The sequence below is a fragment of the Paraburkholderia oxyphila NBRC 105797 genome, from assembly GCF_000685075.1.
GTDB lineage: Bacteria > Pseudomonadota > Gammaproteobacteria > Burkholderiales > Burkholderiaceae > Paraburkholderia > Paraburkholderia oxyphila.
Map to the genome: position 1 here is coordinate 201287 of NZ_BAYD01000003.1, position 18325 is coordinate 219611.

17 protein-coding genes are annotated in these 18325 nt (G+C 65.5%); 6 read left to right on the forward strand and 11 right to left on the reverse strand.

The genetic code is table 11. The features are described 5' to 3' along the window. Positions 1-147: 147 nt before the first annotated feature. From BO1_RS02525 to bamE, 4 genes are all read right to left on the reverse strand, one after another. Complete coding sequence (locus BO1_RS02525) at positions 148-582, reverse strand: ExbD/TolR family protein (protein WP_028216201.1); 435 nt, start codon at positions 580-582, stop codon at positions 148-150. Positions 583-634: 52 nt separating this feature from the next. Then, positions 635-1366 carry a MotA/TolQ/ExbB proton channel family protein gene (locus BO1_RS02530; RefSeq protein ID WP_028216202.1) on the reverse strand — a complete coding sequence of 244 codons (732 nt, stop codon included), beginning with the start codon at positions 1364-1366 and terminating at the stop codon, positions 635-637. 175 nt (positions 1367-1541) lie between these two features. Continuing rightward, entirely contained in the window at positions 1542-2339 is a 798-nt protein-coding gene (gene dapB, locus BO1_RS02535; RefSeq protein ID WP_028216203.1) for a 4-hydroxy-tetrahydrodipicolinate reductase, read from the reverse strand. Between the two features lie 243 nt (positions 2340-2582). Beyond that, positions 2583-3521 carry an outer membrane protein assembly factor BamE domain-containing protein gene (gene bamE, locus BO1_RS49390; RefSeq protein ID WP_043283566.1) on the reverse strand — a complete coding sequence of 313 codons (939 nt, stop codon included), beginning with the start codon at positions 3519-3521 and terminating at the stop codon, positions 2583-2585. A gap of 135 nt (positions 3522-3656) precedes the next feature. Between bamE and fur the strand changes: the two genes are divergently transcribed. Then, entirely contained in the window at positions 3657-4085 is a 429-nt protein-coding gene (gene fur, locus BO1_RS02545; protein WP_028216204.1) for a ferric iron uptake transcriptional regulator, read from the forward strand. A 184-nt stretch (positions 4086-4269) separates the two neighbouring features. Here the strand turns inward: fur and BO1_RS02550 are convergent, their stop codons facing one another. Together BO1_RS02550 and BO1_RS02555 are read right to left on the reverse strand one after the other, a co-directional pair. Next, the gene (locus tag BO1_RS02550; RefSeq protein WP_028216205.1) at positions 4270-4782 is read right to left on the reverse strand and encodes an ureidoglycolate lyase; all 513 of its coding nucleotides are present in this window, start codon (positions 4780-4782) and stop codon (positions 4270-4272) included. A gap of 178 nt (positions 4783-4960) precedes the next feature. Next, positions 4961-6304 carry a C4-dicarboxylate transporter DctA gene (locus BO1_RS02555; protein ID WP_028216206.1) on the reverse strand — a complete coding sequence of 448 codons (1344 nt, stop codon included), beginning with the start codon at positions 6302-6304 and terminating at the stop codon, positions 4961-4963. Between the two features lie 260 nt (positions 6305-6564). Here BO1_RS02555 and BO1_RS02560 point away from each other — a divergent pair, with 260 nt between their 5' ends. Continuing rightward, the gene (locus tag BO1_RS02560) at positions 6565-7296 is read left to right on the forward strand and encodes a FadR/GntR family transcriptional regulator (protein ID WP_028216207.1); all 732 of its coding nucleotides are present in this window, start codon (positions 6565-6567) and stop codon (positions 7294-7296) included. A gap of 101 nt (positions 7297-7397) precedes the next feature. Here the strand turns inward: BO1_RS02560 and gap are convergent, their stop codons facing one another. Both gap and tkt read right to left on the reverse strand, forming a co-directional pair. Beyond that, positions 7398-8408, reverse strand: a complete 1011-nt coding sequence (gap, locus tag BO1_RS02565; RefSeq protein ID WP_028216208.1) for a type I glyceraldehyde-3-phosphate dehydrogenase — start codon at positions 8406-8408, stop codon at positions 7398-7400. A 162-nt stretch (positions 8409-8570) separates the two neighbouring features. After that, entirely contained in the window at positions 8571-10607 is a 2037-nt protein-coding gene (gene tkt / locus BO1_RS02570; RefSeq protein WP_043283568.1) for a transketolase, read from the reverse strand. 807 nt (positions 10608-11414) lie between these two features. On the opposite strand from tkt, the gene BO1_RS02575 reads away from it, so the two are divergent. After that, on the forward strand, positions 11415-11828 hold the full coding sequence (locus BO1_RS02575) for a VOC family protein (RefSeq protein ID WP_028216210.1): 414 nt from the start codon (positions 11415-11417) through the stop codon (positions 11826-11828). Positions 11829-11847: 19 nt separating this feature from the next. Next, positions 11848-12588 (forward strand): 16S rRNA (uracil(1498)-N(3))-methyltransferase, encoded by a 741-nt coding sequence (locus BO1_RS02580; RefSeq protein WP_028216211.1) that lies wholly within the window; start codon positions 11848-11850, stop codon positions 12586-12588. 136 nt (positions 12589-12724) lie between these two features. On the opposite strand, the gene BO1_RS02585 is transcribed toward BO1_RS02580, so the two are convergent. From BO1_RS02585 to BO1_RS02595, 3 genes are all read right to left on the reverse strand, one after another. Continuing rightward, positions 12725-13282 carry a barstar family protein gene (locus tag BO1_RS02585; protein ID WP_028216212.1) on the reverse strand — a complete coding sequence of 186 codons (558 nt, stop codon included), beginning with the start codon at positions 13280-13282 and terminating at the stop codon, positions 12725-12727. Between the two features lie 16 nt (positions 13283-13298). After that, on the reverse strand, positions 13299-13694 hold the full coding sequence (locus BO1_RS02590; protein WP_028216213.1) for a ribonuclease domain-containing protein: 396 nt from the start codon (positions 13692-13694) through the stop codon (positions 13299-13301). Between the two features lie 414 nt (positions 13695-14108). Continuing rightward, the gene (locus BO1_RS02595; protein ID WP_028216214.1) at positions 14109-16403 is read right to left on the reverse strand and encodes an NADP-dependent malic enzyme; all 2295 of its coding nucleotides are present in this window, start codon (positions 16401-16403) and stop codon (positions 14109-14111) included. 185 nt (positions 16404-16588) lie between these two features. Here BO1_RS02595 and thiL point away from each other — a divergent pair, with 185 nt between their 5' ends. Further along, entirely contained in the window at positions 16589-17653 is a 1065-nt protein-coding gene (gene thiL, locus BO1_RS02600; protein ID WP_028216215.1) for a thiamine-phosphate kinase, read from the forward strand. Then, complete coding sequence (locus tag BO1_RS49395) at positions 17643-18233, forward strand: phosphatidylglycerophosphatase A family protein (protein ID WP_028216216.1); 591 nt, start codon at positions 17643-17645, stop codon at positions 18231-18233. Before thiL ends, BO1_RS49395 begins: the two co-directional genes overlap by 11 nt. The last annotated feature ends 92 nt before the right edge of the window (positions 18234-18325 follow it).

Sequence of the window (18325 nt, forward strand, 5' to 3'; positions counted from 1 at the left end):
GTGATTATACCGTTGAGTTGGCCGCGCTCCGCGCTGCCGTTTCGTGTGGCGGGATTGGGCGGCCGGCTGGCGCGAATGGCGAGCAGGGCCGGCCCGGATGGCCGCCGCATGCCACGGCCGGCACGACCGGCGCCGGCAGCCGCCACGTCAATGCTGGCCTGGCGGCGGAGGCTCGGTCACGAAGCCGATCCGCGCGAGTCCCGCCTGCTGCGCGGCACCCATCACCTGGGCGATGACTTCGTAGCGCGTCTCGCGCGCGGCGCGCAATTGCAGCTCGGGCTGCTGCGCCTCGGGCGCCTTGCCCGCGGCGGTGAAGCGCGCGCGCAACTCGCCGAGCGAAATGGGCTGGGCGTTCCAGTAGAGCTTGCCCGCGGCATCGATCGAAAGCGTGACGGTCTGCGGCGTTTGCTGCACGGGCTCGGCCGCGACTTGCGGCAAGTCGAGCCGGATGGCGTGCGTGAAGAGCGGCGCGGTGATGATGAAGATGACGAGCAGCACGAGCATGACGTCGATGAGCGGCGTCATGTTGATATCGGCCATCGGCGCCGAATCGCGCTTCTTCTCGAGTCCGCCGAATGCCATGTGCGTCGTTCCTCGCGAGTTGCCGGTCAGTCAGTGCACGCCGCTGCGCAGGTCAATACGACCCGGCGCGCACGTCTTCGCGCGGCGCACCCTGTGCGCCTTCGCGGCGCGGCGGCGCACCTTCAGGCGCGCAGGCGTACGCGTGCAGATCGTGCGCGAAGCCGTCCAGATCGTCGCCGAGCTGGCGCACGAGACGGCCAAGCACGTTGTAGGCGAGCACCGCGGGAATTGCCACCACAAGGCCGAACGCGGTCATGATGAGCGCCTCGCCCACCGGCCCGGCCACGTTCTCGATCATCGCCTGGCCGCTTGTCGCGATGCTGCCGAGGGCGTGATAGATGCCCCAGACCGTGCCGAGCAGCCCGACGAACGGCGCCGTGCTGCCAATCGAAGCGAGCAGCACCTGCCCGAACTCGAGCCGCCGCTGCGACGCCTGCAGCGCACCGCGCAGCGCCCGCAGCACGCGCTCGCCCCGGTCCACGCGCGCGAGCAGCGCGCCCGGCGCGTCGGCCTCGGCGCATGCGAGCGCCGCCTCGGCGAGTGGCAGGAACACGCGCTCGCGGTCGAGCGCGCGCATCGCGCTCACGCCATCGGCCAGCGAATGCGCCTGCCAGAAGCGCGCGACCGCGCGAGGCCCCTGACGCTTGGCCCGCACGAGCACCCATGTCTTCACCAGCAGAAAGCACCAGCTCGCGATCGACATGGCCAGCAGCACCCAGGCCACGGCGTGCGTCACGGCGTCGCTCGTCTGCAAATAATGGATGACTCCGGTACCCGCTGCCATTGAACCTCGCCTGCCTCGTATCGCTTACGTTCTGTCGCTTACGTTCTGTCCCCTGCCCTCCGAACCGTGATCCGGCGCCCGCCATCTGCTGCGCGGTCCGGCTCGAAAGCCTCACGCGCGCCTGCGGCGCAGGCCCGGCGCGGCACACACGGGCCGCCGGGCAGGGAAATGACGCTCAGCGCAAGCCGAGCACGTCCTGCATATCGTACAGGCCCGTGGCCTTGTCTTGCAGAAAGCGCGCGGCGCGCACGCTGCCCTGCGCGTAGGACTGGCGGCTCGACGACTTGTGTGTGATCTCGATGCGCTCGCCGATCCCCGCGAACAGCACGGTATGGTCGCCCACGATATCGCCGCCGCGGATCGCCGAGAAACCGATCGTCGACGGATCGCGCTCGCCGGTCACGCCTTCACGACCATACACGGCGCATTCTTCGAGATTGCGGCCGAGCGCGTGCGCCACGGCCTCGCCCATCGCCAGCGCAGTGCCCGAGGGCGCGTCGACTTTATGGCGATGGTGTGCCTCGATTATCTCGATGTCGTAGCCGGTCTCGAAAAAGCGCGCCGCGTATTCGAGCAGCTTGAGCGTGACGTTCACGCCCACGCTCATGTTGGCTGCGAACACGACGCCGATCTTCTGCGCGGCTGCGCCAAGCTGCGCCTTTTGCTGCGCGTCGAAGCCCGTCGTGCCGATCACCATCTTCACGCCGTGGCGCTGCGCGGCTTCCAGATGCACGAGCGTGCCCTCGGGGCGCGTGAAGTCGATCAAGCAGTCGCTTTGCGCGAAAACCTGCTCGATATCGTCGGTGATGAGCACGCCGGTTTGCTTGCCGAGGAACGTGCCCGCATCCTGGCCGATGACAGCCTCGCCCTTGCGTGCGAGTGCGCCCGAGAGCGTGATGTCGGGGGAGTTCAGGACGGTTTCGATAAGCATGCGGCCCATGCGGCCCGATGCTCCGGCGATTGCGATTTTCATGACTCTTCCTGAAAACGTGAAACCGGCAGCGCCGCCAGCGAAAACCGGTCGGTGACCGGGCGGCCGCCGGGTGGAAGCTGCGGGACACTGCCAAAAAACGCGGCGGCCCGAAGCCGCCGATGAAATGCCCGGCGCACGGCGCCAGGCCCTGTATGCATTATCCGGGGCGAACCTGCCCGAAGTCAGGCAAATCCGCTGGCCAATGCGCCAACAAACCCGCTGACGTCTCTTGCGCCAGCGCGATCAGCCGCCCGACGCCGCATTCGGGCTCGCCGGCGCCTGCGACGGCGTTTGCGGCGGCGCGGTGAGCGGCGCATTCTGGGCCGGCGGCAGCGGATTCGTTTCGGTGTCGCCGGTGCCCTGCGCGCCCGGAGCCGGGCCGACCGGGTTGGACTGCGGCACGCCCTGGATCTGCGGCGGCGGCTGACGATGCAACTGGATCTGCGACGGCATCGTGCCCACGCCCGGCGGCAGCGCCGACGAGGTTGGCGTGCCCGCACGCACCGACGGCGTCAGGCCCGCGGGCGTCTGCACGGCTTCCGTGGCGCGGTTCGCGGCGGCGGCGGCCTGCGCGTTCGCGTCGAGCGGCAACTGCGCAGTGGCGGTGCCGAGTTCCGAAGACGGCGTGCGCGCCGTGTCGCCGACGGTCGGACCCGTGGCGCTCGAGGCCGAGGCCTGTGTGGTTACAGGGGCCGACGCACCCGAAGCCGGCGCAGCCGCGACGGCCTGGCTCTTCTTGCCCGATTTATCGCCATCGATTTCGGCGAGCAATTCGAGATTCGACGGCAGGTCTTCGCCGCCCGACCAGCTCGACACGCGGTCGCCCTCGAACATCACGATGAAGTCACGCTGCTGGACCACGGCGGTCGAGCCGCGCTTGAAGTAGAAGACGTAGTCCCAGCGGTTCGCGTGGAACATGTCGGTCAGGAGCGGCGTACCGAGCAATTTCTTGACTTCGTCGCGCGACATGCCCACGTGCATCTGCGCCGCGGCTTCCTTCGAGACGAAGTTGCCCTGCACGATGGTGATGCGGTACGGCGTGATGCTTTGCGCAATGCGCTGCGTCACGCTGTCGTAAGTGCCGCAGCCAGCGAGCGTCGCGAACGCGGCCGCAGCCAGCAGGGTGCACGCCACGCGGCGGCCGCTCAGGCGGCGGCCGATCGTTGTGAATTCTGGAATCATTTCCCTCACCGTGCGGGCTTGTCGCGAAGCCGCGCGTATTCTGTAGACGTTCGATCGAGTTCCGCCGAAACTGCCCGGAACGGCAAAAACCCATTAACATAAGAACCCAGCATTGTACTCCAGGGACTTATAGTCATGACCAATCCAACCGATCTCAAGAACATCGGCCTCAAGGCGACCCTGCCTCGCCTGAAGATCCTGGAGATTTTTCAGCATAGCCCCGTGCGTCACCTCACCGCCGAAGACGTGTATCGCAACCTGCTGAACGAGGAGCTCGACATCGGCCTCGCCACGGTTTACCGGGTGCTCACGCAGTTCGAGCAGGCGGGCCTGCTCACGCGCAGCAACTTCGAATCCGGCAAGGCCGTCTTCGAGCTCAACGAAGGCAGCCACCACGACCATCTCGTCTGCCTCGATTGCGGCCTCGTAGAAGAATTCTTCGACCCCGAAATCGAAAAGCGCCAGCAGTCAATTGCTAACGAACGTGGCTTCAAGCTGCAGGAGCATGCACTCGCGCTGTACGGCGCCTGCACCAAGGAAAATTGCCCGCACCGCAAGCACTGAGCGGGCAGCGCGCGGGCGTGGGGGGGCCTCCCCCGGGCACGCGCAGACGAAAAAACGCCACGGCAGGGTTGCCGTGGCGTTTTTCATTTGGGGCACCAATTTCGAGAATCGGGCGGGCTGGCGGCGCCCGGTTCGTGCGCCGCCAGGCCTCGCCGCGAGGGCAGCGCCGCGGCCGCCGCGGACCTCAAGCAAGCGCGACGGGCTCGCTCGCGTGCACGAGCCGCCAGGTCCCGTCCAACGCGATCTCATCACAATTGGGCTGCTGGCCGCCCCGGTCGATCACGAGAAAGTCGCTCACGCGGTCGAATGCCAGCAGCGGATGGTGCCAGACACCCTTCGCATAATTGACGCCTTGCCCGCCATCGACCCAGAACGCGCGCAGCTGTGTCGGATCGAGTTCGCCCGCGGGCGCGACGACCACCGCATAACGCACGTCGCCGAGCGGCACGAACGCCTGGCTGCCGAGCGGATGCCGCTCCATCATCGCGATTTCGACGGGCCAGGCGCGCGGCTGGGCGCGAAACACGCTGACGATGGGCCGGCCACCCGCCTGCGCCACGTCGATCGACGCCAGGTCATGAAAGCGCTCGGTCGTGCCGCCGTTGATCGGAAAATGGCGCGCACCGTCGAGCTCGATCACGTCGCCGAATGGCGCGAAGGCCTCGCGCGTCAAAGGTTCCATCAGCAGGGTTCGCATGGGTGCTCCTTGATCGGGGTCCAGAATTGGGAGGGACATGATGATGTCGTTCAGTTCATCGAAGGAAAGCGGCAGCGCCGCGTAGCGCGTCGAACACCGCCCGCGCCGGTATGCCCGCGCCGGTATGCCCGCGCCGGTATGCCCGCGCCGGCAATGCCGTGCGGGCGGTGCACCGGATTCAGAGCGCGTGCAAGGGCTTGCCGCCGAGCGCCGGGTCGTCGGCTTGCGCGTCGGTGTCGTCTTCGCCGGCGGGCACGTAGAGGTAGCCCGGCTCGAGGTTCAGCACACGCTTCGCACGCGCCTTGTCGATGTCACGCTCCCAGACGGCAACGATCACCGTGGCGACGCAGTTGCCGATCAGGTTCGTGAGCGCGCGGGCGATGCCGACGAACCAGTCCACCGGCAGGATCAGCACGAGGCCGAGCACGGGGATCGCGGGAATCGCGGAGAGCGTGGCGGCGAGAATCACGATCGCCGAGCCGGGAATGCCGTGCGCACCCTTGGACGTGATGAGCGACACCAGCACCACCACGATCAGGTCGTGCACCGAGAGCGGCGTATTGGTGGCCTGCGCGATGAAGATCACGGCGAGCGTCAGGTAGATCGAGAAGCCGTCGAGGTTGAACGAATAGCCGGTCGGGATCACGAGACCCACGGTGGAGTCCTTCACGCCCATCCATTCGAGCTTGCGCATGATCTGCGGCAGCACGGCGTCGGACGACGCGGTGCCGAGCACGATCGACAGTTCTTCACGCAGATAGCGGATCAGCTTGAAGACGCTGAAGCCCGCCAGCCGCATCACGATGCCGAGCACCACCGCGACGAACACGAAGCAGCTCGCGTAGAACACCACCACGAGGAAGCCGAGCTGCTTGAGCGAGGCCACGCCGTAGGTTCCGGTCGTGAACGCGATCGCGCCGAGCACGCCGAGCGGCGCGAGCTTGATGATGAAGCCCATCACGCGGAAGAACACCTGCGAGAGCTCGTCGATGAGGATGTTCACGCGCTGCGCCTTCGGGCCGAGCAGCGAGAGCGCACTGCCGAACAGCACCGAGAACACGAGGATCTGCAGGATGTCACCCTTCGCGAACGCGTCGAACGCGGTGTCGGGAATGATCTTGAGCAGGAAGCCCGCGGTGTCCTTCAGGCTTTTCGCGTGCTCGGTGTAGGTCGCGAGCGAGGCCGCGTCGAGCGAATGCAAGTCCACGTTCATGCCGGCGCCCGGACGCGTGAGATACGCGAGCACGGCGCCGATCACGAGCGCGACGGTCGTCATCGCCTCGAAGTAGACCACCGACTTCAAGCCAACGCGTCCGACCTTCTTCAGGTCGCCCGCGTGCGCCATGCCGCTCACGACCACGCAGAACACGATGGGACCGATCACCATCTTGATGAGCTTGAGAAAGCCGTCGCCGAGCGGCCGCAAAGACTGGGCGAAATGGGGAAACACCGCACCGACTACGATGCCCAGCACGAGGGCAATCACTACGCGGCCAAACAGCGAATTGAAGAACTTCGTCACGACTGTCTCCTACGGGCGAGGGAATCGAGTAACTGTTCTGACTGGTCAGACCAGTACTGTTATGGCCAATAGTAGGAAGCCGATATAGTAGAGTCAAGGTTGGAACGTGCGGTGTTTACCCTTGTGCGGTCAGACCAGTTCGCAAACCCGCACGGGGTGGCGCGCGCTGCGCCAGAAGAGCTTTGATGCGACGCACCATGCAGGTGCGGCGGGCGGGACTACAATACAGGTCAGACCACGCGAGCGCCCTGCGCCATCCGATGAAGAACGTTCCGCATACCGTCACCGACGCCGCCGTCGCCACGATCCGTGCGCGGATCGAAGGTGGCCTGTACCCGGTCGGCAGCCTGCTGCCCGCGCAGCGGCAACTCTCCGAGGAACTGGCGATCAGCCGCGCTTCGCTGCGCGAGGCGCTCTCGACGCTCGAAGCGCTCGGCATGCTGTCGATCCGCGCGGGCAAGGGCGTCTACGTAACGAGCGCGCAGGCCACGAGCGTCCATCCGTGGCGTTTCGCCGATCAATCGTCGCTGCCCGACACCTACCAGATGCGCTATGCGCTCGAAGGCTTCGCCGCACGCATGGCGGCGCTCGCGATCGGCGACGCCGACGTCGCCTGGCTCGAGCACAACACGGACACGCTGCATGAGGCGCTCGCCTGCGACGAGCTCGACGAGGCCGCGCAACTGGACTTCGAATTCCATATGCGCATCGTGAGCCTCGCCGGCAATGCGGCGATCGAATCGATCCTGCGCAGCAGCGCCGACATCATGAAGGAGAGCCAGCGCATGCCGTTCTACCGGCGCGAGCTCGTGCTCTCCACGCACCGCGAGCACGGCCTGATCGTGGTGGCGCTCAAGGCACGCGACAGCGCGGCGGCGGGCGCGGCCATCGAAGCGCATATCGCCAGCGCCGCGCAGCGCGCGGGTGTCTATTTCCCGACGCCGCCGGTCCCCTCCCTCGCGCAGGCGACGGACATCGCCGCCGCAAAATAAGCTCGAAAAAAAACCGCCCTGAAGGGCGGTTTCTTCGTGGCTCGAGTGGCATGCGCCGGGCCACGAGACCCAGCGGAGCACAAGCTCAAAACCAGGCGTGCTTACTTCGCGTTCGCGAAAGCCACTGCCGTATCCAGCATGCGGTTCGAGAAGCCCCACTCGTTGTCGTACCAGCTCGACACCTTCACGAGACGGCCCGAGACCTTCGTGAGCGTGGCGTCGAACGTCGACGATGCCGGGTTGTGGTTGAAGTCGACCGAAACCAGCGGTGCTTCGTTGTAGCCGAGGATGCCCTTGAGCGCGCCTTCCGAAGCTTCCTTCATGATCGCGTTGACTTCTTCGACGGTCGTGTCGCGCTTGGCGATGAACGACAGGTCGACGATCGACACGTTGATGGTCGGGACGCGGATCGCGTAGCCGTCGAGCTTGCCGTTCAGTTCCGGCAGCACGAGGCCGACCGCCGAGGCAGCGCCCGTCTTCGTCGGGATCTGGCTTTGCGTGGCCGAGCGCGCACGGCGCAGGTCTTCGTGGTACACGTCGGTCAGGACCTGGTCGTTCGTGTACGCGTGGATCGTCGTCATCAGGCCGGTTTCGAGGCCGATCTTGTCGTTCAGCGGCTTGACGAGCGGTGCCAGGCAGTTGGTCGTGCACGATGCGTTCGAGATGACCGTGTCCGTAGCCTTCAGGACGTTGTGGTTCACGCCGTAGACGATCGTTGCGTCGACGTCCTTGCCGCCCGGCGCCGAGATGATCACCTTCTTCGCGCCGCCCTTCAGGTGGGCACTGGCCTTTTCCTTGGTCGTGAAGAAGCCCGTGCATTCGAACACGATGTCGACGCCCAGCTCGCCCCACGGCAGTTCAGCCGGGTTGCGGTTGGCCAGGACGCGGATACGGTCGCCGTTCACGACGAGGTAGTCGCCGTCCACCGAGACTTCGCCCGGGAACTTGCCGTGTGCCGTGTCGTATTGCGTCAGATGCGCGTTGGTCTTCGCGTCACCCAGGTCGTTGATCGCAACGATCTGGATGTCGTGCTTCTTGCCGTTCTCGTAGAACGCGCGAAGCGTGTTACGGCCGATGCGGCCGTAGCCGTTGATAGCGACGCGAATGGTCATGGTTTATCTCCTGAGGGCTGAAAAATCCTGATACCGATGCGGTTGGCGCGGCCCACCTCGCTGGGGCGGCATGGCGACGCGCGCACAACGAAATCCAAAAGCGAATTCCGAAAACGAGTTTCGAAAACAACGGGCCCGCGCAAGGCGGGCCCATGAGCATGCTTAGTTGTCGAGCGCGGCCTTGGCCGTCGCGACGACGTGATCGACCGTGAAGCCGAAGTGCTTGAACAGCACGCCAGCCGGAGCCGATTCGCCGAACGTGTCGATGCCGACCACGCCGCCTTCGAGGCCCACGTACTTGCGCCAGAAGTCGGTCACGCCAGCTTCGATCGCCACGCGGCGCACGCCCTTGGGCAGCACGCGTTCCTTGTATTCGGCGTCCTGCTTGTCGAACACGTTCGTGGACGGCATGGACACCACGCGCGCACCGATGCCTTCGCGCTGCAGCGCCTCGACGGCCTTCATCGCCAGTTCGACTTCCGAGCCCGTCGCGATCAGGATGATCTTGCGGCTCGGGATGTCGTCGTTCCAGTCCTTGAGCACGTAGCCGCCCTTCGCGATGTTGGCGATCTGGGCGTCCGTGCGCTCGTTGAACTGCAGGTTCTGACGGCTGAACACGAGGCTCGACGGACCATGATGCGCGATCGACTCGGTCCAGGCCACCGCGGTTTCGACGGTGTCGGCCGGGCGCCAGAGCGTCATGTTCGGGATCAGGCGCAGGCTCGCGACCTGTTCGATCGACTGGTGCGTCGGGCCGTCTTCGCCAAGGCCGATCGAGTCGTGCGTGAACACGAAGATCGACGGGCACTTCATCAGCGCAGCCACGCGCAGCGCGTTGCGGCTGTAATCCGAGAACGTCAGGAAAGTGCCGCCGAACGCCTTGTAGCCGCCGTGCAGCGTGATGCCGTTGAGCGCCGCGCTCATGCCGAACTCGCGCACGCCGTAGTTGATGTGGTTGCCCCACTGGATGCCGGTCTCGCCTTCCTTGGCCGCGCGCACGGGCTTCGAGGCCTTCCAGTTGGTGAGGTTCGAGCCGGTCAGGTCGGCCGAGCCGCCGAGCAGCTCGGGCAGCACCGCGGCGAGCCCTTCGATGGCTTGCTGCGAGGCCTTGCGCGTAGCGACCGTTTCCTTGCGCGAATCCGCACCGGCGATGATCCCGGCAGCCTTCTGCGCCCAGTCGGCGGGCAGCTTGCCGGCCATGCGGCGCTCGAATTCGGCGGCTTCAGTCGGGTACTTCGACTGGTACGCGGCAAACGATTCGTTCCATGCGGCTTCGAACTTCGCACCGGCAGCCTTCGCGTCCCAGTCTGCGTAGACTTCCTGCGGCAGCGTGAACGGCTCCCACGTCCAGCCAGCCGCTGCGCGCCACTTCGCGATTTCATCGGCGCCGAGCGCCGCGCCGTGCACGTCGTGACCGCCCTGCTTGGTGGGCGCGCCCTTGCCGATGATCGTCTTGCAGCAGATCAGCGTGGGCTTGTCCGAGGCCTTCGCCTTCTGGATGGCCGCGTCGACAGCGTCCACGTCGTGGCCGTCCACGTGCGGGATCACGTTCCAGCCATAGGCTTCGAAGCGTTCCGGCGTGTTGTCGTGGAACCAGTTGACCACGTCGCCGTCGATCGAGATGCCGTTGTCGTCGTAGAACGCGATCAGCTTGTTCAGCTTGAGCGTGCCGGCGAACGAGCAGGCTTCGTGCGAGATGCCTTCCATCAGGCAGCCGTCGCCGAGGAAGACATAGGTATGGTGATCGACGATCTTCGCATCGGCCTTGTTGAACTCGGCCGCGAGCAGCGCCTCGGCCAGCGCCATGCCGACCGCGTTCGCCAGACCCTGGCCGAGCGGGCCCGTGGTCGTCTCGACGCCCGGCGTGATGCCGTACTCGGGGTGGCCCGGCGTCTTCGAGTGCAGTTGGCGGAAGTTCTTCAGCTCCGCCATCGGCAGGTCATAGCCGGTCAGATGCAGCAGCGAATACAGCAGCATCGAGCCATGGCCGTTCGACAGCACGAAACGGTCGCGGTCGCTCCAGTGCGGATTGGTCGGGTTGTGGCGCAGATGGCGCGACCACAGCGCGACGGCGATCTCGGCCATGCCCATGGGCATGCCGGGGTGGCCGGAGTTCGCTTGCTGAACGGCGTCCATGGACAGCGCGCGGATCGCGTTGGCCATCAACTGGGTGGTAGCGGGGGAGGACGAGGTCGTCATGTCGAGTCCGGGGAAACGAGTGCAAAAAGCGGCTTGGGCGGCGGCTGCGTTCAGCAGCGGGCGCACAGCAGCGTACGGTTCCGGAAGCTCGGCAAAAACGTTCGCTGCGGCGCGCGATGCGGCGCCAGGAAGACGCAAACGGCCAGAGCAAACGGACAGGGCTGCAAAGGGCGATATTCTAACAGATCGTGAGGACTTTCCCTGGCTGTAGGACCTGTCCAGGACCAGGGCGGAGCTGGAATCCGGTGTGTATACGACCCCAGTTTTGCCTCGCCGCGCGCGGCGCGCGGCCGGGCGCCGCCTGGACGCTCGCCTGAGCGCGGTGCAGGACGGCGGCGTTCCGGGCGCCCGCCCGTATAATGCCGCTATTACCCTTATTTCTAGCGTAATCAGGCCCGTTTTAAATTCAATTCTGTGCTTGGCGCCGACCTGCTGTTGGCCGACTTTGCGGAGATGGCGCGTGACCGCCCGCAACGCATCGCAACCCCGGGTTGGTCCGCCACCGACGCTCGAGACCGCCGTGATCACAGAGCGCCACTTTCATCCCGCCACTGACGCGCTGTACGGTTTTTCCGATGCACGTGCAACAGCGCCGCGGCTGACGGGGCCGGGCTTGCACGATGCACGCCGCATGCGTCACGCTTGGCGGCTCCTCAGTTGGCCCGAGATAAACTAGGCCAATTCCTACAGCTTTAGGAAGCGCAACGTTGGAGAATCGTTGGGTTCGTTACATTATTTTGCGTGCCATCCAACCCGGGCACCCTCCAGCAACCCGCCTCGCCCGAAACCCGAACCTGGAGATATTCGATGACCCCACCCCGCCCCGCAGGCGTGCCGTGGCTAACGCCGTATCTGGCGGTGCGCGACGCGCGCGCCACCATCGAATTTTTCCGGGCGGCATTTGATTTTGCGGTGCGCGATTGCGTGGAGGACGACGGTGCGGTGATGCACGTGGAAATGACGTATCACGATCAACTGATCGTGATGTTCGCGCCGGAGGGCGCATTCGGTTCGACGGCGCGCACGCCGAAGAGCTCGGACGCGATCGCCCCCCAATCCTTTTACCTTTACGTCGACAATGTCGACGCGGTGTATGCGCGAGCGCTGGACGCTGGCGCGAAATCGTTGAGCGAGCCGCAGGACCAGTTCTGGGGTGACCGTTTTGCTCAGGTCGAAGATCTCGACGGCTACCGCTGGGCGCTTGCTCGCCATCTGTCATGACGCAATGAGAACTTGTCTTATGCCCCGTTTTTTCGTCGGAAACTCCTTGCAATCCGGCGACGTCTTCACGCTCCCTGACGATGTGACGCGACACGTTCAGGTGCTGCGCCTGCAACCCGGCGACACCATCGTGCTCTTCAACGGCATGGGAGGTGAATTCAGCGCCGAAATCATCGCGATGGAGCGCCGCGACACCCAGGTGCGCGTTGGCCCCTTCCGCGACATCGAAACCGAGCCGCCCTACCGGCTCACGCTCGCGCAAGGCATCGCCGGCAGCGACAAGATGGACTGGCTGATCGAAAAGGCGGTCGAGCTCGGTGCGACGAACTTCGTGCCGCTCACGACCTCGCGCAGCGTCGTGCGCCTCGTAGGCGAGCGCGCCGTGCGCCGCCAGTTTCACTGGCAGCGCATCGTGCAGGCGTCGTGCGAGCAGTGCGGACGCAACCGCATGCCCGAAGTCGCCGCCACCCGCGAGATCGGCACCTGGCTCGGCTCATTACCCAAAACGCCCGGCGAAGGTGACTTGCGCGTGTTGCTTTCGCCGCGCGCGAACGTGTCGTTCGCCACCTTGCCTCACAACCCGCCGCAAGGCGAGATCACCGTGCTCGTGGGCCCGGAAGGCGGCTTTTCATCGCCGGAGGAAGCAGCAGCGCTCGATCACGGCTTTATCGCCGTTGGGCTCGGGCCGCGCATCCTGCGCACCGAAACGGCCGGCATCGCCGTGCTCGCGGCACTCGCCGCACGCTGGGGCGGCTGGTAAGAACGGGTAAAAATGACAAGGCCCGCGGCATTTCATCATGCAGCGGGCCTGCGTTTTTTTGTCGCAAGAATGCGACGGCACTCGAATGGCAAATGACGGCGGCCGACGCTTCTAGCAGCGTCGCGCCACGCACCGCTCAGGCGAACGAATAAAAGACCCGGAACGGCACCTTGCGCTCGGCCCAGTACTCCGAAGCTTCCCGGAACACGTCGAGCAGCGTCTCGCGCCCGTCCTTGTCGAACTTCTGCGCGATCGGCAGGCCTTCCAGCACGATCACGAAGCCCGGCTGCTCGCCGGCCTTTTGCACCAGATCGGTCAGGCAGTCGTACAAACCATCGTAGTTCTTGCCGAAATGCTTCGGAAACAGAAACGATGTGGCAATGGTTTCGAGCACTTCCTGCTTGGTCTGCGCATTGGCGCAAAACGCGTAGAGGAAATGCTGCTGCAGCCGCTGCGCCTCGTCGGCGAGATCCTGCACGCGGAACGCGCGGATCGACTGGACGATATTCGGCCTGACGGTCGCAAACAGGTCCATGGCCTCCTCGTTCGATGGATTCGCCTCGTCCCTGCGCGCGGCTTCGCGCTGCTGGTCGTCGTGATGCATCTGCATGACGCGCTGGAACAGGTTGCCCTCGCCGGACGCGAACAGATCGCTCGCGACCCGCGGGTCGTGCGCGTAAGTGTTATCGCTCATGCCGCTTTTCCCGGTGTCATTCAACAATTCGTCTAAAACTTGCGTAGTGGTCGTCGGTGTAATAGCAGTTGTCCGTCTGCCTGAGCGGACCGCCGCAGACAATGCGACGCGCGCCGCGGTTGTGCGCACGGGGCGTCGGGACGGTGTATTCGTGGTAGTAGCCACGCCGATGCCGCGGCAACTGACGCTCGTAATTGCCGAACACGACGCCGTCCTTCTCAAACGGATAAGGTCCGCCCGCGCCAATCAGACTGAGCGTGTTGACCGCTTCGCGCGGCAACTCGCCCACGCTCACGGTGCCAGGCGACGCTCCGGCATCGTCCGGCGCCTGAGTCCGTGCCGCGGCGCCTTGCGAGCACACGAGCACTGCCGCCAGAAAAACGCCTGACGCAGCCAGTGCCAAACGACGGATACCGCTCGAACGCCTTCCAGAATCCCCACGAAAACAATGGCTTGCATTTGCCGATCCGGCTAATGCATCAGCGTTTTTTGTGGCCGTATCATCAGGCAGTCCTATACGTACCATCTACGGATTCCTGCCTCTCGGATCACGCGTTCGACGACCATGAAAGATGTAAGGGTATCGCTAATGGCCCCTGGAAGCAATCTCGCGCCCGCGATGGCAGATGGGGCTTGACCGCGCACAAGGGGAAAACCGGTAAATTTTACAACGAGAAAATGGTGCCCGGACAACGTCAGGCAACGATCCCGGAGCACGCCGGGAGACTGGCGGTGGGAGACCGGCGGCGGGTAGCGCCGCCGGTGCGAGGCATGAAGCCGCGGGAGCGCGGCCGATCCGGAACTTGATGCGAGTGACTTGAGTGGCTTAACGCGTCGCGTTCACATCCGCGACCAGCAGCGCGGTCATGTTGACGATCCGGCGCACGGTGGCCGAAGCCGTCAGCACGTGCACCGGCTTGGCCGCACCGAGCAGCATCGGGCCGATGGCGATATTGTTGCCCGCCGCCGTCTTCAGCAGGTTGTAGGAGATGTTCGCCGCGTCGATGTTCGGCATGACGAGCAGGTTCGCCTCGCCTTCGAGCGTCGACTCCGGCAGGATTTCCTTGCGCAGCTTCGGATCGAGTGCGACGTCGCCGTGCATTTCGCCGTCCACCTGCAGGTCCGGAGCGCGCTCCTTGAGGATCTCGAGCAGATCGCGCATCTTCTGCGCCGAAGGCGCGTTGCTCGAACCGAAGTTCGAATGCGAGCACAGCGCGACCTTCGGCTCGATACCGAAGCGGCGCACCTCTTCCGCCGCCATGATGGTGATCTCGGCGAGTTGTTCCGGCGTCGGGTCGACGTTCACGTGCGTGTCGACCACGAAGATCTGGCGATTGGGCAGCACCAGCCCGTTCATCGCCCCATAGACGCTGCAACCTTCTTTCTTGCCGATGATCTGGTCGATGAAGTGCAGATGGCGGTGCGTCGTGCTGACCGTGCCGCACAGCATGCCGTCGGCCTCGCCCTTTTGCACCAGCATCGAGCCGATCAGCGTCGTGCGGCGGCGCATTTCGAGCTTGGCCATCTGCTGCGTGATGCCCTTGCGCGCCATCAGCTTGGCGTAGCTCTGCCAGAAGTCGCGGTAGCGCTCGTCGTGGTCGGTGTTGACGACCGTGTAGTCCTGGCCCGCGACCAGACGCAGGCCGTAGCGCGCGATGCGCTGCTCGATCACCGCGGGGCGGCCGATCAGGATAGGCTTCGCGAGTTTTTCATCGACTACGATCTGCACCGCGCGCAGAATGCGCTCCTCTTCGCCTTCGGCGAACACGATGCGCTTCCGCTCCGGCTCCACGGCACGCGCGATCTGGAAGATCGGCTTCATGGTCGTGCCGCTGTGGTAGACGAACTGCTGGAGATGCTGCGTGTAGGCGTCCATGTCCTCGATCGGACGGGTCGCCACACCCGAGTCCATCGCCGCCTTGGCGACGGCCGGCGCGATCTTCACGATCAGGCGCGGATCGAAGGGCTTCGGAATCAGGTATTCAGGCCCGAATTGCAGATCCTGGATGCCGTAGGCCGTGGCCACGACGTCGCTCTGCTCCTGGCGCGCCAGTTCCGCGATCGCGTTCACGGCGGCAATCTCCATCTCGCGCGTGATGGTGGTCGCGCCCACGTCGAGCGCGCCGCGGAAGATGAACGGAAAGCACAGGACGTTGTTGACCTGGTTCGGGTAGTCGGTGCGGCCCGTGGCGAGCACGGCGTCCGGACGCACTTCGAGCGCGAGCTCCGGCAGGATTTCCGGCGTGGGGTTCGCGAGCGCGAGAATGAGTGGCTTCGCGGCCATCTGCTTGACCATGTCCTGCTTGAGCACGCCGCCGGCGGACAGGCCGAGGAAAATGTCGGCGCCTTCGATCACTTCGGCGAGCGTGCGCGCGTCGGTTTCGCGTGCGAAGCGCTCCTTGTCCGGGTCCATCAGCTCGGTGCGGCCCTTGTAGACCACGCCCGCGAGGTCGGTCACGTAGATGTTCTCGAGCGGCAGGCCGAGGTCGACGAGCAGGTCGAGGCACGCCAGCGCCGCCGCGCCCGCGCCCGACGCCACGAGCTTCACCTTCTTGATGTCCTTGCCCACGACCTTCAGGCCGTTGGTGAAGGCCGCCGCCACCACGATGGCCGTGCCGTGCTGGTCGTCGTGGAAGACCGGGATCTTCATGCGCTTGCGGGCTTCGCGTTCGACGATGAAGCACTCCGGCGCCTTGATGTCTTCCAGATTGATGCCGCCGAAGGTGGGTTCGAGCGCGGCGATCACGTCCACGAGTTTGTGCGGGTCCGACTCGTTGAGCTCGATGTCGAACACGTCGATGCCGGCAAACTTCTTGAACAGCACCGCCTTGCCTTCCATGACCGGCTTCGAGGCGAGCGGCCCGATGTTGCCGAGGCCGAGCACGGCCGTGCCGTTCGACACGACGCCCACGAGGTTGCTGCGCGCCGTGAAGCGCGCGGCGTTCAGCGGATTCTCGACGATCGCCTCGCAGGCGAACGCGACGCCCGGCGAGTACGCGAGCGAGAGATCGCGCTGGTTGATCATCTGCTTGGTCGGCGCAATCGCGATCTTTCCAGGCACAGGAAATTCGTGATAGTCGAGGGCAGCTTCGCGAAGCTTGTTCGTGGCGGAATTCGACATGACAGGCAGGCCCCAAGTGCGGATTAGAATGGCAATTCAAACGCTGATTCGGACGCATTGTAGCGCCAATCTCTGGCAGCATTCCTTACAGATCGGGCGTAGCTGCCACGACCGGAATGAGGGCAACGCCCCGCCGGCGCGGCTCGCGCCGGACCAACCTGGCCATTCGCCATAGACCTTTCGTCATGCTTTCCGAATTCTCCCTGATCGACCGTTATTTTGCGCGACGCGCACGCACGAACACGCGCCGCGCCGCGCTCGGCATCGGCGACGACTGCGCGCTCATCGCGCCCGCCGCCGGCGAGATGCTGGCCGTCTCCACGGACATGCTCGTGGAGGGCCGTCACTTTCTTCCCGATGTCGATCCTCGTGCGCTCGGCCACAAGGCGCTCGCCGTCAATCTCTCCGATCTCGCCGCGATGGGCGCCGCGCCGCTCGGCTTCACGCTCGCGTTCGCGCTGCCCAAGCCCCGCGAGGACTGGCTCGAGGCGTTCAGCGGCGGGCTTTTCGAGCTGGCCGACCGATACGGCTGCGAGCTGATCGGCGGCGACACCACCGCCGGTCCACTCAATCTGTGCATTACCGTGTTCGGCTCGGTCCGCCAGGACGACGCGCTTCGGCGCGACGCGGCCCGGCCCGGCGACGACGTCTGGGTGTCAGGCACGCCGGGCGACGCGCGCGCGGGTCTCGGCGTGCTGCGTGGCGAGTGGCCACAAGTGCAAATCGACCGCGCCGACGCCGCCCATTTCCTCCGCGCGCTCGAATTCCCCGAACCGCGCATCGCGCTCGGTCTCGCGCTCGCGGGCATTGCGCGCGCGGCGCTGGACGTCTCCGACGGACTCGCCGGCGACCTGCTGCACATCCTCGAGCGCTCGCACGTGAACGCCGAGATCGACGTGGACGCGCTGCCGCTGTCCGCGGCGCTCGCGCGCCTGCCGCGCGCGCTACAGTTGCAGTGCGCGCTCGCGGGCGGCGACGACTACGAGCTCTGCTTCACGGCAGCGCAAGCACAACGCGGGGCCGTCGAGGCAGCGGCGCAACAGGCGGGCGTGCGCGTGACGCGCATCGGTACAATAACTTCTCCCGATATGGCCGCATCCTCCGCATCGCCGGAGGCTGCCGTTGCGGCCCAGGACGGCGCGCACGCAAAGCACAAAGCGCAAGCGTGGCCGGCCATCGCATGGCGCGACGCGTCCGGTGCGCCGCTCAACCTGACGTTGCAAGGCTTCGATCACTTTCATGCAGACTGACCCTACGCCCTCGCCCGCCGACAAACTCGCGACGGCCGGCCAGCCCGCCTCTGCCGGCGTGAGCGGCGCGAGTACCGGGAGCGCCGCGCCCAAGGGGCCGCGCCGCGCCGACGCGCCGTTCATGCTCACGCATCCGCTGCACATCATCTCGCTCGGCTTCGGCTCCGGACTCTCGCGGCTCGCGCCGGGCACAGCCGGCACGCTCTTCGCGTGGGCGGCCTTCGAGGTGCTCAACCGCTACTTCACGGTGATCGACTGGGGCGTCCTGATCATCGTGGGCTATCTCGCCGGCATTGGCATCACGGGATACACCGCGAAGATGCTGCGCACCGAAGACCCCTCGGCCATCGTCTGGGACGAGATCGTCGCGTTCTGGCTCGTGCTGCTGATGATCACGCCCATCGACTTCATGAGCAAACTCTGGGCGTTCCTCGTCTTTCGCTTCTTCGACACGGTGAAGCCGCCGCCCATCCGCTATCTCGAGCGGCGCTTCAAGGGTGGCTTCGGCATCATGCTCGACGACCTAGTTGCCGCGTTCTTCACGCTGCTCGTGATCGCGCTCTGGCGCATGTCGGTCTGAGCGCCGCGCAGGCCGCCACCGCCACGCCCCCAGAAGGAAAGCCACCAGGAACGCAGCCGGGAACGCAACCAGCATCACAACCGCCACACCGC

Bases quoted from the DNA above. Each gene is read 5' to 3' on its own strand.
- BO1_RS02525 (WP_028216201.1), bottom strand. From the start codon at position 582: ATGGCATTCGGCGGACTCGAGAAGAAGCGCGATTCGGCGCCGATGGCC.
- BO1_RS02530 (WP_028216202.1), bottom strand. From the start codon at position 1,366: ATGGCAGCGGGTACCGGAGTCATCCATTATTTGCAGACGAGCGACGCC.
- dapB (WP_028216203.1), bottom strand. From the start codon at position 2,339: ATGAAAATCGCAATCGCCGGAGCATCGGGCCGCATGGGCCGCATGCTT.
- bamE (WP_043283566.1), bottom strand. From the start codon at position 3,521: ATGATTCCAGAATTCACAACGATCGGCCGCCGCCTGAGCGGCCGCCGC.
- fur (WP_028216204.1), top strand. From the start codon at position 3,657: ATGACCAATCCAACCGATCTCAAGAACATCGGCCTCAAGGCGACCCTG.
- BO1_RS02550 (WP_028216205.1), bottom strand. From the start codon at position 4,782: ATGCGAACCCTGCTGATGGAACCTTTGACGCGCGAGGCCTTCGCGCCA.
- BO1_RS02560 (WP_028216207.1), top strand. From the start codon at position 6,565: ATGAAGAACGTTCCGCATACCGTCACCGACGCCGCCGTCGCCACGATC.
- gap (WP_028216208.1), bottom strand. From the start codon at position 8,408: ATGACCATTCGCGTCGCTATCAACGGCTACGGCCGCATCGGCCGTAAC.
- tkt (WP_043283568.1), bottom strand. From the start codon at position 10,607: ATGACGACCTCGTCCTCCCCCGCTACCACCCAGTTGATGGCCAACGCG.
- BO1_RS02575 (WP_028216210.1), top strand. From the start codon at position 11,415: ATGACCCCACCCCGCCCCGCAGGCGTGCCGTGGCTAACGCCGTATCTG.
- BO1_RS02580 (WP_028216211.1), top strand. From the start codon at position 11,848: ATGCCCCGTTTTTTCGTCGGAAACTCCTTGCAATCCGGCGACGTCTTC.
- BO1_RS02585 (WP_028216212.1), bottom strand. From the start codon at position 13,282: ATGAGCGATAACACTTACGCGCACGACCCGCGGGTCGCGAGCGATCTG.
- BO1_RS02595 (WP_028216214.1), bottom strand. From the start codon at position 16,403: ATGTCGAATTCCGCCACGAACAAGCTTCGCGAAGCTGCCCTCGACTAT.
- thiL (WP_028216215.1), top strand. From the start codon at position 16,589: ATGCTTTCCGAATTCTCCCTGATCGACCGTTATTTTGCGCGACGCGCA.
- BO1_RS49395 (WP_028216216.1), top strand. From the start codon at position 17,643: ATGCAGACTGACCCTACGCCCTCGCCCGCCGACAAACTCGCGACGGCC.